Below are 16,966 nucleotides of genomic sequence, written 5' to 3'. Positions count from 1 at the left end.
AAATTTTTGCTAAAGAATTGACGCTAACTAGATAAGATTGGATTTTTGAACGATAGAATATATTACCTTTATTTTAGAATACTTTCGGGAATAAGCTATTTAGAAAATTGTTCTGACATAGAATATTGAATAACTGTAATTGAACTTCAAGTGGCAGATTCCCTAGTAAAATATCTTGCCTTCTGTTATCCATTAAAAACTTATCAATATGTCTTAATTTACAACTTGAAATATCCAGTTTCATTGCTGGATCTAAATTAAAATCTTTTTCAAAATTTGAAGTGACCGAATTGATAAAAGCAGACAGATCACGAGAATAATCAATAAAAATTGGTTCTATTTCTTGTTCCCACTTTTCTATAGTTGTAAATTTATTTAACCTCAAAATATATACTCATTTGACTAATGTTTCCATAAGGAATATCATCAATAGTAAAACTCCCAAATCGTGCTGCACAAAGCAATAAACAAAAAATTTTTGATAAAAATTATAGTTCGACTCTAATAGGCGCTTTCTTTCAACCGCACTATTACTTAACTTATTACAAGCTTTTGCAAATTTATTATCAGAATAGAGCTTCACGCCAATTCTAATTTTTTTCATCATGGTTACAAGGTTTACATCTCTGATGTTTGGTAATTCTAAAATGATTCCTTGTTCTTGAAACTTCTCAATCCAGCCTAAACAAATTGATGATAAAAACGGGAAAAGTGGTATGAATATCTCAGAATTATCAAAATTGTCGGTAAAATTAGTTATTATATATAAAATTTGCTTTGCTTCCATCGTTTCTTGTAATAGAAAGTATAAATGATATATTTCCCAATAATTTTTCTTCGTTCATAATAATTCGCTTCCCATTTTTCACTCACCTGCAGTTTCATCAAGTTTGTGTAGGTTTCTTTTGATAGAATTATACCACGAAACCACCAAAAATCCCCTAGAAATCATTCTAAGGGATTGACTTTACCCTGCCATCTCTGCCACTTGTTCCGTTTTTGCTTTCTTGCTTGGACTGGATAGGCGGCGCTTGCTGTCGCGGATGGTGTTGAGGTCTTTGAGGAGTTTAGCAAAGTGGAGTTTTTCGGGATAGGCTTCTGCGGAGGCTGCGGTATAGCGCATAAAGAGGTCATAGATACGGGAGAGCTCGGTACGCAACTGCTTGGTTTTGCCGACTTCTTTGCTGGACTTGGCTGCACGCGCCAGAGTTTCTGCCCGGTCATAGTCTTCCTGAGCTGTTGCCACGGCGGTAAGCATCGGCAGAAGACCCAAGGTAGTCACTGCTGCATCATAAGGTTCCTCCTTGAGGGTTTTGAGGAGACTCTTGATTTCAGCAGTTGCGACATCGTTGGTATGCTTGGTGATGTCCTTATACTTCGCAAGGACTGGCGTTAGGGTTTCGTGGGCAGCTTTGAGATTGGGCTCCTTGATTTTGGCAAAGCCCCTATGCAAGGTAAACAGTCCGACTAGGGCACTGTCCCGCTCCTTATCCACTTCTGCTAGACTCAAGGTTTGTTTATTTTCTACGCTGGCCAACTGGGCTTGGAATTGCTCCAGCTTACTGTCAAAGACTTCAAGATGATCATCATACATAGCCTCATCCTTGTAGGACTTGGCAAAGCTAGTAAGAACCTGATGAGAGTCCGTCATCAAGCTCTCAAACTCACGGTTAGTAAAGTTGCTGTAAGGCAGGGGGCGAATGGTGTAGGTTTTTGTCATAATAATCCTTTCCACAAATATGATAAAACAAGTATAGCATGTGGTGATAAATCTTTGGCAAGGCTACTCTGAAATGTTGTTTTTAAGCTCCGAAAAGGCATTTTTCTCTTTTTCAAAGAAAAAAGGCAGCAAAAATCCCCATCTGATTGCTAGTAAACCTTCCGACGGGGACTATTTGTCTATAAAAAACGAATCATCCGATCATTCAAGACTTAGAATACCTAGAAACTTTAGTGATTAGTGTCATCCTAGACATAGAATGCCAATCAATTTTAGTAAATCCTGTCATTCGAGGGATAGATTATTTGGAAATTTTCATAAATAGGACTATCTGAAAGCTAGATTCCCTCCAAATTTTAGTAAGGAAGACGATTCGACTCCTAGATTGGAGTAGGACGTTGATAAATGATATTGACTGAAGCCTTGACTGCTTCTTTTCTTCCTTATCTTCCCACTCCCAGTAGCTCAATAACCTCCTCAATCAGCCCTTTGATTTCTTTATCGCACAGAAGAGAAAGTTTTGATTACAGTTTCAGTCAATCATCATCTAAAAATCCATCTTATCTGGATCTGGAGCGCCGCCTTCAAGACCTTGAATGTTTTTCAACACTTCTAGGTCTGCTGGACTGAGGGTAATGTCAAAGCAGTCCAGATTGCTCTTGATTCGCTCAGGCGTAACCGACTTGGGCAGGGGCAGGAAGCCCTCTTGCAGGCTCCAAGCCAGAGCGATTTGGGCGACAGATTTGCCGTATTTATCGGCCACAGCCTTGACTTCTTCATTGCGGAAAAGTTCCCCTTGACCGAAGGGACCCCAAGCCTCTAGGAGAATATCATGCTTACGACAATAGTCCACTGTTTCAGCTTGATAGACACCAGGCGCCAGACGAATTTGATTGACCGCAGGCAAAATACGCGCTGTCTCAAGCAGAGGCTCTAGGTGGTGAGGCAGGAAATTGCTGACACCGATAGCTCGGATTTTCCCCTCCCGATAGAGGTCTTCCATAGCCCGCCAAACCTCCCGATTGCGCTCCTTCCAAGCTTCCTGCTCTCGCAGAGGTTTTGGATTGGGCCAGTGGATAAGATAGAGGTCCAGATAGTCCAGCCCCAAACGCTCTAAGGAGCGGGCAAAAGCTCCTTGAGTCTCCTCATAAGTATGATTACCATTCCAGAGCTTGGTCGTAATAAAGAGCTCTTCTCGCGGTATACCACTGTCTTTGATTGCACTACCCACACTTCCCTCATTCTTATAAACAGCCGCAGTATCAATGTGTCGGTAGCCTGCTTCAAGTGCTGTTAGCACCGCCTGATAGGCCTCTTCACCATCTTGAGCCTTCCAAGTTCCAAAGCCCAAAACCGGAATCTCTACACCATTGTTTAATTGATAACGTTCCATCTCCGTCTCCTTTATTAAGCAAGCAGGCAGCCCAGTCAACTACCCCTTCCAACAAAAAATCTATTTCTTAGCTTTCTTTTTCAAGGATTTGGGTTTAAAGACATTCTCCTTGGTTGGTGCCATTCCCCTGCCGAGAAAACTATAAGTAATAAAAGTTATGCCAACTACAATCATGAGCATACGACTCAGATAACCTCATTATATCACGCCCCTTATTGCAATTCAAATCCTTAAAAACCTTTTCTTAACTACATGTATTTTAAAAAGTAAAATGAAAAGAGTCGGTTTCCCAACTCTTTCAAGATAAAAAGATTCTATTTAGCTTCGTATCTCTTTTCGCCATCCAAGTAGGTCGCAACCAGTTCCAAATCCTTGTCCAACACAATGAAGTCTGCATCATGTCCTTCCTTGATTTGACCACAAACATCCTCAATATGAACGGATTTAGCCGGATTGAGGGTTGCCATCATAACTGCTTCGTGTGGGTTAGCAATCCCCCATTTGACAACGTTCTTTAACCCGTCTTTCAATTTCAAGATAGAACCGGCTAGGTTACCTGTTGATTTGAGTCGAGCAGTTCCATTTGCGACTACTACTGGAAATTCTCCCAACATATAGTCACCGTCTTCCAAGCCTCCTGCAGTCATACAGTCTGTGATGAGCGCAACATTTTCATGCCCTTTTTGCTTCATCAAGATGTCACAAGCCTTTGGATCCACATGGTGTCCATCACAGATTAATTCAGCATAAGTGTGTGGCAATTCATACATAGCGCCAACCATCCCCAACTCACGGTGGGTTAAGCCGCGCATACCATTATAAGCATGCACCCAGACACTGGCACCTGCATCTACCGCAGCCTTTGCTTCTTCAAACGTTGCATTTGAGTGCCCAAGTGCAACCGTAACCCCTTCATCAGTAATAGTTCGAACAAAATCTTCCACACCTTCTCGTTCTGGAGCTAGAGCGATTTTATTGAGCAAACCATTCGATGCTTTTTTCCAAGCACGAAATTCATCCATTCGAGGATTTTTCATGTAAATTGGATTTTGGGCTCCTTTATATTTTTCTGTGAAATACGGACCTTCAAAATATAAGCCACGAATCTTAGCACCTGTCGCTTCCTGATAATGAGCACCGATATTTTCTGTCACAGCCAAGAGTTGTTCATAGCTTGAAGTCAAAGTCGTTGGCAGAAAACTAGTCACCCCCGTCGTCAAGAGACCTTCACTCATCGTATGAAGGGTGCCCTCAATATTGTTATCCATGACATCGACACCGCCAAAACCATGAATATGGGTATCCACCAGTCCCGGTGCGATAGAATAACCTGTATAATCTATCACATCCGCACCTGCCGGAATAGCTTTCGTCCATTTGCCAAATTTACCATCTGTGATTTCCAAGTAGCCACCTTGACGGATACCATGGGGATAGAAAAATCGATCTGCTTGAATATATTTAGGCATAATAAAACCTCCTTCTTTCAGTGAGAGTTTATATAAGCTGTCACTTTAGACAACTGTAAATGGTATTTTAAATCACTCTCGCATTGTTCATTATGTCTCTTTCATTATATCGCTTTCTTTTCTTTTTGTAAATGGTATAGACCTATCTTGCTAGATTTTAAGTGATTGTATAAACACTACTGTTTATACTATTTTCTATACTGTCCATTTAACAAACTTGTAGTACACTTCGTTTAAAAGAGTGATCTAAATTCCATATTGGCAGGAGCTGACTTTGATGCTGCTTATTTTAGGACAAATACTAGTACTCATTCCATTTGCAAGTCTTGTTTGCTAGATATTTTTCGATATTAAATTCAGACCAACCTTATAGTCGTCTTGTTTTTTCTTGTTGTTTTCATATTTTTAGTACTAAATAGATAATTTCTGTCAAATGAATCAATTAAGGCACTCAACCTAAACCATCAAGTTTATATTCGACTTTCCGGTTACTACCTTATTTAAGTCTTTATGTTCTATCTTTTATTTGAATAATTGTCTGTATTGTGTTATAATAAATATGGAAAAAGTATTTTGTGTTGATTTTTGTCGCAAGGAGCTGATTCCCAATTTAAAAGAGACAAATCGGCTTTAAACGACTTTAGTCTGCGCCTAGCACACTTATCTTTGGAGGTGTATCATGAAAAAGAAAGTCTTTACAGTCGCTGTCTCCTTACTTACCATTCTGCTTTTAGTTGCTTGCGGTAATAATAAGAAATCAACAGACACATCATCTTCTGAAATACCCAAGACCAGTTCTAGTCAAAAAGCAGAACAAAGCTCAAAAACCATTGAATTTTCTACCACAGCTATTGACACAGTTATTTACGAAGGCAAAGGTGTCACACTTACCTATAAAGGGCTAGAAAAAGATGATTACGAATATACCCTTAAGTTAGCATATAAAAATACTTCCAATAAAGAATATGAAGTGCAAACTCGTAATGGTAAAGTCAATAATATTTCCAATAATGATGACCACAAAATTATCATTTGCTCTGATACCTTAAAAGCTTCTGCTACTTCTGAAGGTAGTATTAAATTACCAATAAATGCTTTAGAAGCAGCTAGTATTACCAAACCAAAAGTTTTAGAATGCAATTTAGAAGTCATTTATGATATTACAGAAACTGTTGCCAAAATACCAATTAAGGTAACTTTTGAATAATGCAGTAGGGCTAATTTATAGGTTTTCTTACATTATTTATGTATACCATTCAGCACACAGTGGTTAAACTAACTTTTGATATATTGTTCTAATAACAAACTAAACAACTAGCCAGTCCTCGCTTAATGAGGACTGGTTTTTATATGACTAGTTTCAGAGCAGATTTCGTTACCACTAGTTATGACAAGCCCTCATCACAGTGATGTTTTCATCAAAAACATAAGTTTATCTTACAAAACATACCAAAAACTTTTCTAAACCAATATCCACAATCCACTGATAACTAGCAATAAGAGGTTCGAATAGTTTAACAAATGCAACTTTACAAGAAAGATTTAATCAAAAGTAAAAAGTATATTTCGAAATTTATATTTTTCTCCTTGATGAACTGGTTTAGAGTTTGTAAGTTTTGATAAAGATAAACTGTGACATCTTTCAAGTTCTACTCTACCTCTATTTGCTCTATCACATTGGATTGATAACAGAGTCAAGCCAGTATTACAGCACAGATGTTCCACTTTTTCTTGTGTACCCAACTTGATCTCACAGAGTCATTATTAATAAACTTTCTACTTGATCATAAAAGATAAGTAGGGTACAAAAAAACAAACCACCTCAGCAGTTTGTCTCTCAATCTTAAATTTGTTCCGCTTGGACCTTTTCCGCTAAGTTCATGGCGTGATCCGCTACTCTCGTATAGTGAGAGATGATATCAATAAAGTTCACCCCAGCTTGCGTAGAGCATTCACCTCTGTTCAGACGATGAATGTGCGTTTTCCGTAGCTTTCGTTCCATTTTATCAATCGCTTCATGCTTAGCCACCAAACTATTGGCCAATTCAATATCATTATCTTCTACAGACTTCAATGATTCTTTTATGAAGCTGAGCGTCATATTGTAAATCAATTCCAACTCTTGCAAAGCTGCTGGAGAAAATTCCACCTTTTTCCGACGGATATAATCAGTCAAGTTAATCAGCGCTTCACCATGGTCCCCGATTCTTTCTAAATCTCGAGATGAATCCAAAATATTTGTCAGCACTTCACTTTCTTTTTGGCTAAGAGGCTCACTAGATAAATCAATGAGGTAACGTGTGAGATCTTCATCAATCTTATTGATTGCTTCTTCTACCTTGTGTCCCTTGTCTGCTGACTTTTCAGTATTGTTCACAATATAATCATAAGCCAACTCAAATGAACGCATCGCATAACGTCCTAAATGCAGCAATTCTTTTTTGGCATTTCCAAGCGCCAAAGACGGAGCTTGTTTGATTAAAATCGGATCTAAATAAAGCGGTTCATATTTCACAACTTCATCTTCACCTGGAATCAGTTTTGTTACCAAGGTAGCTAACAAGCCAATAAATGGAAATTGAATAATGGTATTAGTAACATTAAAAGTTCCGTGAGCAAAGGCAATAGTCATTTCTGGGCTTAAATGGAGAGCTGTTTGAAACCACTGAATCAAGCTTGTAAATGGTCCTAACACAATCAAACACAAAATGGTACCAACCACGTTAAACATTACATGAGCACTTGCCACACGTTTTGCTGCAATATTGGCACCTAAAGATGCAATAATCGCTGTAATCGTTGTCCCGATATTATCCCCAAAAAGAACTGGCAAAGCTCCTTTTAGCTCAATCAAGCCGCTCGCATATAGATTCTGCAAAATCCCAATGGTAGCAGACGAAGCTTGAATGAGCAATGTAATCCCTGTTCCTACAAACACACCAAGGACTGGATTTCCACTTAACTTTATCATATATTCACGGAAAGCGTCTAAATCTTTCAATGGCTCCATAGCGCCACTCATCAGATTTAAAGCAAAGAAAATCCCACCGACCCCAAATAAGACACGACCAATATTATTGATAGAGCGCTTTTTGGTAAAGAAGAGACAGACTGCTCCTAAAAAGAGAATGGGTAAGGCATAATCACCTAGCTTAAAACCAATAATAAAGGAGGTCACTGTCGTTCCGATATTGGCTCCCATAACAATCCCAATCGCTTGCTTCAAAGTCAATAGTCCAGCGCTTACCAGTCCAACCGTAATAACTGTCACACCTGAACTTGACTGAATCAAGGCTGTTAGACCAATTCCAACTAGAACACCAAAAAATGGATTGCTGGTATATTTGTCAATGAAATAACGAAGCCGATCACCCGCAGCTTGCTGCAAGCCATCTCCCATCATTCGAATACTATATAGAAAAAGTCCTAAACCGCCTAAAAAGCTAAATATAATTTGCTGCCAATTGATGGACATCTTTTCTCCTCCGAAAAATCTGTAGCGGATTATCTCCTTTTCTATTTTAAAGGATAAGTGTAAAAGTAACAAGCCTTTTTTAGCATTTTTATCAAAAAAAGAAAGAAAAATAGAATTTCCTTTCTTTTTAAATATATTGATATAGCTAAAATCACGTCTTATTTTTGATCTAAATCACGGAGCATTTGATCAATTTTGTTCCCATATTCAATCGATTCATCTTTGATAAATGTCAAATCAGGAATTTTATACATCTTCAAGTTGTGACCCAATTCACGTTTGATCGTTCCTTTGGCTTTTTCTAAACCAATTTGAGCTTTTTCTTGCTCAGAAGCAAGGTTGCTCATCAGCGTGTAGTATACTTTTGCCATTGACAAGTCGCCCAACATTTGCACATCTGTAATGGTAATTCCTTGAACACGTGGATCACGAACTTTTTTTTGCAAAATTTCATTGACTTCGCGTTTGATTTCCATCCCCACACGATCCACACGAAATTGATTTGCCATGATGTCTCCTTTCACTTATTTTAGAAAAAGGTTGAGGCAGACTTCAATATATCACAGTCTGTCTCCCTTTCATTTATATTATTTTGCGATTTCTTCCATAATGTAAGCTTCAATCATGTCATCCACTTTGATGTCATTGTAATTCTCAACCATGAGACCGCCTTCTTGTCCATTTCCGACTTCTTTCACATCATCTTTATAATGTTTAAGGCTGGCAAGGGCACCATCAAAGATGACAACACCATCACGAATGACACGAACCTTAGAATCACGAGTTACTTTACCGCTAACCACCATAAATCCGCCGATGGTACCGACTTTAGAAACCTTAAAGGTTTCACGGATAACAGCTTCACCGATAATTTTTTCTTCGTATTCTGGATCCAACATCCCTTTCATGGCATCTTCTACTTCTTCAATCACTTTATAAATGATACTGTGAAGACGCATTTCGACGTCATCCGCTTCAGCTTGTTGACGAGCTTGTGGAGTAGGACGAACATTGAAACCAATGATAAAGGCATTGGAAGCTTCCGCAAGAGTAACATCTGATTCGTTAATCGCACCAACTGCTGAGTGAACAATCGTGACTTTAACACCTTCCACTTCAATCTTTTGAAGGGAAGCTGTCAAGGCTTCGGCAGAACCTTGCACATCTGCTTTGATAATAACATTGACAGACTTGACTTCGCCTGCTTTAAGGGTATCAAAGAGATTTTCAAGACTAACACGGTGAGTTGCTTGACGTTGCTTCATGAGAGCACGTTTTGCACGTTCTTCACCAGCTGCACGCGCTGCTTTTTCATCTTCATATACTGCAAAATGATCACCAGCCATCGGTGTTTCATTTAGACCTGTGATAGATACTGGTGTAGACGGTCCAGCAACTTTCACTCGGCGTCCACGGTCATTGGTCATGGCACGTACACGTCCAAAGGTATTTCCGACAACGATTGGATCCTGCACATTCAAAGTACCTTGTTGAACGAGCAAGGTTGCAACTGCACCTTTTCCTTTATCCAAGCGCGCTTCGATTACTGTACCAATTGCGCGAACATTTGGATCGGCTTTTAATTCTTGAATTTCGGCTACAAGGAGAACTGTTTCGAGCAACTCCTCAATATTTTGGTTGAACTTAGCTGAGATTTCAACAAATTCAGAATCACCGCCCCATGCTGTAGACATAACTCCATATTCAGCTAATTCACCGATGACACGTTCAGGATTAGCACCTGGCTTATCAATCTTGTTAATCGCTACAATAATTGGCACATTGGCTGCTTTTGAATGGTTAATCGCTTCAATTGTTTGAGGCATGACTCCATCATCTGCTGCTACGACAAGAATCGTAATATCTGTGACAGAAGCACCGCGCGCCCGCATAGAGGTGAAAGCGGCATGCCCTGGTGTATCAAGGAAGGTAATTTTCTTACCATTTTCTTCAATCTGGTAAGCACCAATATGTTGTGTAATCCCACCTGCTTCACCTGTAGCAACACGAGAATTACGCAAGGTATCCAAAAGTGTTGTTTTCCCATGGTCAACGTGTCCCATGATGGTCACAACTGGCGGACGTTCTACTAAAGCATCTGGATCAAGATAATCTTCATCCACAAAGAAGCGTTCGATATCTGCATTATCGACTTCAACTTTAGCATGTGCTTCAATGCCATAATCTACCATCAGAAGTTCAATAGTATCGCCGTCCAACGATTGATTCTGCGTTGCCATAACCCCCATCATAAAGAGTTTCTTGACAATTTCGGCTGGTTCACGTTTAATCCGTTTTGCAATTTCTGCAACGGTCATACCTTCTGTGTATTCAAATTCTTTAGGCAATTCATGGAACTTGCGTTCTGTAACTGGTTTTGGAGTTGGAGTGTTATTCCGATTGTTCTTGCCTTTTTTATTTTTTTTGTTATGATTCCAATTACTATTCTTTTGATTTCTCACTTGATTTTGACTGCTTCGATTCTTTTGTTGTTTTCTTGGACCATCTTCTTCGCGATCAAAGTCATCACGTTTCTTGTCTGGTCGAGCTTGTTTTTTCCGACGAGTATCAACTGCAGGAGTTGGAACCGCCTCAGGGGCAACTTGAGACTGTGGAGCCGGCTTCGTAGCCTCCACGATAGGCGCTGCTGCTTTGAATAATTCTTCTACCGGTTCTTTCCGTTTCTTCTGCTCACGTTGAGCTGCCTTTGCGGCTTGAGCTTGCTTGAAACGCTCCTCACTTCCACGAGCATATTCGGCATTCTGTTCTGCTTTCAGAGCCGCTGCACGCGCCTTGAAATCAATGCGTGGTCCTTGATTTGTTTGAGGGCGATTCTGATTTGCAATATTTGAACGATTTTGTTCTTGACGACGATTGTCTTGGTTTCGATGATTGCGGTTGTCGCGTTGTTCGTTGCGATTTCCTCGGTCATTGCGATTTTGATTGCTTCGATTATTACGCTGATTACGCTCATCTCGATTTCGTTTATCGCCATTTTGTTGTTTTTGCGGACGATTGTCTTGCTGTTTATTCCGTCGTTCTGCTTGCTCTTTTGCTCTTGCCTCTCGTTCAGCCTTAAAATTACGACTTTTTGGTTTTGCAGGCGCCGACTTCATTTCCACTTCCGACTTTTGCTTCGGAGCTACTGCCTTCGGCTCTGCTTTCTTCTCAGCCTCGGTCGTTTCTTTTACTGCCGTTAAAGCTGACGGTTGCTCTTTAGGCAACGATTGAGTCGGCTTTTGAGTCGTTTCTTTTTTAGGAACTGCTGCTTGAGAAAAGCTAGCTGTGATACGTGTTGCTATTTCACTTTCCACGCTGCTGGCATGACTTTTCACCTCAATACCAAGCTCTTTTGCACGCGCCACAATTTCCTTGCTTTCTTTTCCCAGTTCTTTCGCGATTTCGTACAATCTTACTTTAGACAAATCTTGTCCTCCTCTTCTATTCCATAAGAGACCTCATTTTCTTTGTAAATCCAGCATCAGTGATGGCAAGCACTTTTCTTGCCTTGCCTACTGCGGTGCTTAATTCCAGTGTTGAAAACACGGTTGATACTTCTACTTTGTAATAATGACTTTTATCAGTAATTTTCTTGGTCAAATTTGGAGCAGCATCATTGGCTAAAAAGACTAACTTTGCTTTCTTATCTTGTATTGCCTTAACAACCAATTCTTCACCCGATATGATGCGACCTGCTCGTTGTGCTAAGCCAAGTAAATTTGCTAGTTTTTGCTTATTCAAGACCTAACTCTCTTCTTTTGACCTTGTGATCCACATAAGCAATCAGCTCATCGTAAAAATCGTCTTCCACTTCCATATTGAAACTGCGATTAAAGACTCGTTTTTGCTTAGCTTGAAGCGCTTCTTCATTATCAAGCTTGATATAAGCTCCTCGTCCATTGGCCTTTCCTGTCGGGTCAATAAAAATTTGGCCTTCTTTATTTTTGACAATCCGAAGCAAATCACGCTTGTCAATAACTTCATTAGAAACTACTGATTTTCGTAAAGGGATTTTTCTTGTTTTTGCCATTTCCCCCTCCTTAGTCTTCTGCTTCAACTTCACTTTCTAAAAATTCTGTTTCCACAGGACTTTCAATTGTTGCAAATTCATCTGCTTCTTCAGCAAATCCACCAAGCTCACCTGCTTCTTCCATAGCTTCAAATTCACTTGCAGATTTGATATCAATTCTATAACCTGTCAAATGAGCTGCTAAGCGCACATTTTGCCCTCGACGCCCAATAGCAAGTGATAGCTTATTATCTGGTACAACAACAAGAGCATGCTTGCTATCCTCACTATCAAAGATAACTTGATCGACTTCTGCAGGAGCAATCGCATTGTAGATAAATTCTGCAGGATCTGCCACCCACTCAATGACATCAATATTTTCCTCTACAGGAATCATACGGCCAGATTTGGCATCATATTTAGCCGGATGAAATTTGCTGGTAATTTTCTTAATATTTGCACCACCACGACCAACAATTGTACCGATTGCATCTACATTGGGATTGTGACTGCGTACAGCAACCTTAGTCCGATCACCTGCTTCACGAGAAACACTCATGATTTCAACTGTTCCGTCATAAACTTCTGGAATTTCCTGCTCCATTAAGCGTTTAATCATTTCTGGATGGCTGCGGCTGACAAAAACATTGACACCGCGAGGATTGTCTTCTACCTTATAGACAAAGACTTCGATGCGGTCATGAGAAGCAAATACTTCACCAGGAATCTGGTCTTGCTTCGACAACTGTGCTTCAATGCTACCTAGATTGACATAGATAAAACGATTGTCAAAGCGCTCGACTGTTCCTGACATGATTTCATTTTCATGTTCTTTATACTTATTGTAAGTGATTGCGCGTGTCTGCTTGCGCATTTTTTCCATAATCGTTTGCTTAGCAGACTGAGCTGCTACCCGTCCAAATTCAGTTGGTGCCTCTTCAAATTTTATTTTATCACCAAGTTCATAAGCCGAGCTAATAGCAAGAGCATCTTTTAAACTGATTTCTAAACGGCTATCAAAAACTTCGTCTACCACTTCACGAACGGTATAAACACGAAAATCTCCTGTTTTTTCGTTGAATTCAATGGCTGCACTATCTGCTTGACCATAGCGACGACGATAAGCCGAACGAAGTGACTCCGTCACCGCTTCGATAATATCTTCTTTTTTGATCCCTTTGTCTTCTTCCAAAATACGGAAGGCCTCTAGCATTTCTTTACTCATGTTTTTTCAGCTTTTGTGGAAACAAAAGCAATCCTTTCTTTATTATATTCTTGCTAAAATTTGACTGCTAATCTTGCTTTGGATACTAGCTGGTAAGGAATTTGAACAACTTTCTTACGAGTCTTATCCATATATTCCATTGTTAAATGATCTTCCTCGAAAGAAAGCAGTGTCCCTTCAAAGACTTTACTTTTATCAAGTGCTTGATACAGACTAACATGGATATATTCCCCAACTGCAGCTGCTAGTTGTTCTTTCGTTTTCAGCGGACGTTCCAACCCTGGGCTCGTCACCTCAAGGAAATACTGCTCAGGAAAAGGATCCGGCTTAATCGTGTCCAAAAGCGGACTGATGATGTCCGTCAAATCTGCCGTATCATTTACGGTAATCCCTCCCGGCTTATCTACAAAAATACTGAGAACATGGTCGCTCCCCATCTTACCATACTCAATATTCACTAATTCATACGGCTCTTGGATGACTGGCTCGACAACCTCTTTTACCAATTCTACAATCGTTGCGATAAGACTACACCTCCTCACAGATAAGAGGCGAAGATACTTCCTCGCCTCTCTTTCATATTCATTACTTGTATTATAGCATAAGAAAAAATAAAATGCAAGAAAATATATTCCTGTATTTTATTTGATGCTATACTTATCAATCGTAAGAAAATTGATTGATTTCAGCATTGTGGTTGACAAATAATTCTAAAAAGAATTGACTATAAAGTCAAATAGAATAACCTACAATCAAAATCACTCCTCATAAAGGTTTTTTATTTCGAAATTAAATCGCAAATAATTGACCTACAAGATAAGTTACTGTCATAGTCAAAAGTCCAATGACTAAGTTTCGAATCATGGCATTTTTTATCGGTGCTTTTCCTAACTTGGCGCTGGTGTATCCCGTTCCCAATAGCGATAAAGCAACGATGACTACTGTCGCCGGAATTCTATAACTAGCAGAAAAGAAGACAATGCTCAGCATGGGAAAGATAGCTCCTGTTACAAAAGCGATAAAGCTGGAGATTGCTGCATGCCAAGGATTAGTAAATTCTTCCACTTCAATACCATACTTTTCCGCTACCAAAGCTTTGAGAGGATACTTTAAAAAAGCTCGATTGGTTAAAAGCTGGGCAGAAGTCTCACACTCGCCATTCTGGATATAAGCTGCATAGAGCGACTGCCTAGCAATATCTGGATTTTTCATTAAAAGATCTCGCTCTCTGACAACTGCGGCCTCCTCCGTATCCTTTTGAGTGGAGACAGATACATATTCACCACCTGCCATGGAAAAAGCTCCCGCAAAGACTGCTGCTAACCCAGAAAGAAAGATAATCCAAATACTTTCTGTTGCACTTGCTACCCCTATTACCACACCCGCGATAGAAATAATACCATCATTGGCCCCCAATACTCCAGCTCGCAAAATATTAAGCCGACCGCTAAAATTCTTATCAATCTCTTGTTCTCTCATCATCGTCAACCTTCTCTTTCCTCTTTATTTAGAATTATTATAAATAAAAGCTTAATCAAGCACAAGAGAAAAGAACAAAATGAGAAAAGTTCTACTATTTTAATAAAATTTCTTGAACATCTACTTGGACAGCAACGTTTTACTTTTTAGTAAACTCAAAACAAGACCATTCTACCAAATCGCACACATATATATTTATGATAAAAGATCATCCGATTGATACCACAATCTTCTACAATGTCCTGAATCGTAAATTTTGTTAATAGCTTTTATAACAAAATGTTTAAATGAAACTTCTAAAGTTCATTTTGTCGCTTGAGACATTCTTTTGCTCCTCTTGTTTTTTAGCAATCTTTTCTCCTGAAAATCAGAAAAGGGAGTGGAGGCTGGGACAAAAGTCCGACCTCAAATATAAAAAGCGAACAAAACTAGTTTTCTGGTAATCAGAATTCTGCTTTATTCGCTTTTCGCATTTAATTATAGATTAGAAGGGCTTAATAATTAAGATTTTTAAAAATTGAAATCTTTTTGTCCCAAACTCACCCCCGCAAGGGTGCTTAAACAGTTATCAAGCTGTTTAAGGTTGCAGATGAAGAAAACGAAGTTTTCGTCAAAGGTGCTCTTCCGAGCTTAAACAGCGAATAAAGAGCCCAATCACCTACTGCGTTATTCGTTTATTACTAAATCTGATAGAAGCTGGGACACTTTTTGCCCAGCCTCTTTCAATTATCTATTTCACCTTAAAACTCCGCCTCGACCCGATAGATGACTTGACCTTTGTTGACAAATTTTTTCTCGTACTCTGTCAGCACATTATCTTCAAAGTCGCTCGCGTGTAAATCTAACCAAACACCATTTAGTTTCATCCCGTATTGAGAAAAGCTCACTAAGCTATATTCAAAAAGACCACGATTATCTGTTTTGAAATGAATCTCACCATGTTCTGGTAAAATTTGCTTAAAGGTATCGAGAAAAGATTTGTAGGTCAAGCGCCGTTTTTCATGGCGTTTCTTGGGCCAAGGATCAGAAAAATTCAGATACAAACGATCAATCTCTCCATTTTCAAAGTAGTTGGTCAAATCAGAACCATCTACCCAAAGGAGCTTGATATTGGGAACATCAGTTGCTAAAACCTTATCCAAAGCGTAACTCAAAACGGATTTTTGAATATCAATTCCGATATAGTTAATTTCTGGATGAGCTTTTGCCATTTCTGAAACAAACGCACCCTTTCCACTTCCCACTTCAATATGAATGGGGTGCTTATTCCCAAAAATCTCATGCCACTTGCCCTTTGCTTCAGCAGGATTTAAAATTACATATTGTGGGTTTGCTTCTAGTAATTCCGTCGCCCCTTTACGATTTCTAACTCTCATGACACCTTTTTCCCGTATTTTGAACGGAAGTTACGTAGTGCATAAATCTCCCGATTCACATTTTCCAAGTCTGCATTTTCATAATACTTAGCAATCTGACATAGGTAAGCATACTGACCATACCAGTACAATTTTTTCAATACCGTTTCATTATACCGATAGCCATAGTAGGTCAACCATTCTTTCCAACGCACCTCTGGAATATAATGGCTTAATATATGAGCCACATCAAACATACGATCTGTCAATCGAACAGAATCCCAATCTACTAAATACACCAATCCACTATCTGTCTCAATCCAGTTACTATGACGCACATCGCCATGCACAATTGTTGCATGATCCTCGCGAAATTGTGGTAAATGACTACGCATATCATTTAAAACCGACCGCAAGTAATGATTATTTCCAATTGCCAATGGTGCATGTTCTAACCAAGATTCCAATAAATCTGCTGGCGTCTCCAAAGCATAACCCAGCCGGCGCAGTTGTGTCATCAAGGGACGTGAGCGATGCAAACGCGTCAAAATATTTACAATTTGCTTTTTGTCCATTTCAGCTGGTGTCAAAATCTTTCCTGACAGCCACTCTTGCGCACTCATAACGTTGCCATCTGCCATGCGACGACTCCACAATAGTTGCGGTGCGATTTGTTCTCTAGCTAAACCTACTAAGATTGGGGTTGTATTCATCTTGACGAAAACGCGCGCCCCATCTGGATAGGTGCCCATGTAGGCTTTTCCACTCTTGCCTGCAATTGGTGTCAGAGTTAGCTCATTATCAACCAAGTCCATTGTTCCCCTCCGTAAAAAGTTTCCTA

The 16,966-nt window shown here is 39.5% G+C and carries 16 protein-coding genes; 1 reads left to right on the top strand and 15 read right to left on the bottom strand.

Translation table 11 applies throughout. From position 1 onward, the window contains the following. Positions 1–73: 73 nt before the first annotated feature. From SanJ4206_RS09905 to nagA, 5 genes are all read right to left on the bottom strand, one after another. On the bottom strand, positions 74–385 hold the full coding sequence (locus SanJ4206_RS09905) for a hypothetical protein (RefSeq protein ID WP_004224255.1): 312 nt from the start codon (positions 383–385) through the stop codon (positions 74–76). Positions 386–394: 9 nt separating this feature from the next. Beyond that, a complete protein-coding gene (locus SanJ4206_RS09900) occupies positions 395–787 on the bottom strand; it encodes a hypothetical protein (protein WP_004224261.1) in 393 nt (130 codons plus the stop codon). A gap of 180 nt (positions 788–967) precedes the next feature. Next, positions 968–1,720 (bottom strand): DUF6261 family protein, encoded by a 753-nt coding sequence (locus tag SanJ4206_RS01630; protein ID WP_003025945.1) that lies wholly within the window; start codon positions 1,718–1,720, stop codon positions 968–970. 547 nt (positions 1,721–2,267) lie between these two features. Then, on the bottom strand, positions 2,268–3,113 hold the full coding sequence (locus SanJ4206_RS01625; protein WP_004224271.1) for an aldo/keto reductase: 846 nt from the start codon (positions 3,111–3,113) through the stop codon (positions 2,268–2,270). A gap of 314 nt (positions 3,114–3,427) precedes the next feature. Next, entirely contained in the window at positions 3,428–4,582 is a 1,155-nt protein-coding gene (gene nagA, locus SanJ4206_RS01620; RefSeq protein WP_004224277.1) for an N-acetylglucosamine-6-phosphate deacetylase, read from the bottom strand. A 679-nt stretch (positions 4,583–5,261) separates the two neighbouring features. Between nagA and SanJ4206_RS01615 the strand changes: the two genes are divergently transcribed. Continuing rightward, a complete protein-coding gene (locus SanJ4206_RS01615) occupies positions 5,262–5,789 on the top strand; it encodes a hypothetical protein (protein ID WP_004224278.1) in 528 nt (175 codons plus the stop codon). A gap of 636 nt (positions 5,790–6,425) precedes the next feature. On the opposite strand, the gene SanJ4206_RS01610 is transcribed toward SanJ4206_RS01615, so the two are convergent. From SanJ4206_RS01610 to ccrZ, 10 genes are all read right to left on the bottom strand, one after another. After that, positions 6,426–8,057 (bottom strand): Na/Pi cotransporter family protein, encoded by a 1,632-nt coding sequence (locus SanJ4206_RS01610; protein ID WP_157622007.1) that lies wholly within the window; start codon positions 8,055–8,057, stop codon positions 6,426–6,428. A 158-nt stretch (positions 8,058–8,215) separates the two neighbouring features. Further along, positions 8,216–8,566 (bottom strand): 30S ribosome-binding factor RbfA, encoded by a 351-nt coding sequence (rbfA, locus tag SanJ4206_RS01605; RefSeq protein WP_022525353.1) that lies wholly within the window; start codon positions 8,564–8,566, stop codon positions 8,216–8,218. A 78-nt stretch (positions 8,567–8,644) separates the two neighbouring features. Then, entirely contained in the window at positions 8,645–11,482 is a 2,838-nt protein-coding gene (gene infB / locus SanJ4206_RS01600) for a translation initiation factor IF-2 (RefSeq protein WP_037582622.1), read from the bottom strand. A 16-nt stretch (positions 11,483–11,498) separates the two neighbouring features. After that, a complete protein-coding gene (locus SanJ4206_RS01595) occupies positions 11,499–11,798 on the bottom strand; it encodes a YlxQ-related RNA-binding protein (protein ID WP_003073828.1) in 300 nt (99 codons plus the stop codon). Then, positions 11,791–12,087: an RNase P modulator RnpM gene (rnpM, locus tag SanJ4206_RS01590; protein WP_003033741.1), complete on the bottom strand. Its 297-nt coding sequence runs from the start codon at positions 12,085–12,087 to the stop codon at positions 11,791–11,793. Before rnpM ends, SanJ4206_RS01595 begins: the two co-directional genes overlap by 8 nt. Positions 12,088–12,097: 10 nt before the next feature. Continuing rightward, the gene (gene nusA / locus SanJ4206_RS01585) at positions 12,098–13,291 is read right to left on the bottom strand and encodes a transcription termination factor NusA (RefSeq protein WP_003078357.1); all 1,194 of its coding nucleotides are present in this window, start codon (positions 13,289–13,291) and stop codon (positions 12,098–12,100) included. 53 nt (positions 13,292–13,344) lie between these two features. Next, positions 13,345–13,833, bottom strand: coding sequence for a ribosome maturation factor RimP (gene rimP, locus SanJ4206_RS01580; RefSeq protein ID WP_004224293.1), 489 nt, complete (start codon positions 13,831–13,833; stop codon positions 13,345–13,347). Between the two features lie 247 nt (positions 13,834–14,080). Then, positions 14,081–14,770 carry a VIT1/CCC1 transporter family protein gene (locus tag SanJ4206_RS01575; protein WP_037582627.1) on the bottom strand — a complete coding sequence of 230 codons (690 nt, stop codon included), beginning with the start codon at positions 14,768–14,770 and terminating at the stop codon, positions 14,081–14,083. A 740-nt stretch (positions 14,771–15,510) separates the two neighbouring features. Next, complete coding sequence (trmB, locus tag SanJ4206_RS01570; protein WP_003033795.1) at positions 15,511–16,146, bottom strand: tRNA (guanosine(46)-N7)-methyltransferase TrmB; 636 nt, start codon at positions 16,144–16,146, stop codon at positions 15,511–15,513. Next, complete coding sequence (gene ccrZ, locus SanJ4206_RS01565) at positions 16,143–16,940, bottom strand: cell cycle regulator CcrZ (RefSeq protein WP_004224303.1); 798 nt, start codon at positions 16,938–16,940, stop codon at positions 16,143–16,145. The genes trmB and ccrZ overlap by 4 nt, the downstream gene beginning before the upstream one ends. Positions 16,941–16,966: the final 26 nt, after the last annotated feature.

Source organism: Streptococcus anginosus (assembly GCF_001697145.1).
Classification (GTDB): Bacteria; Bacillota; Bacilli; order Lactobacillales; family Streptococcaceae; genus Streptococcus; species Streptococcus hominis.
The sequence above is the reverse complement of the archived record's forward strand: the minus strand, read 5'-3'. Positions and strand labels throughout refer to the sequence as shown.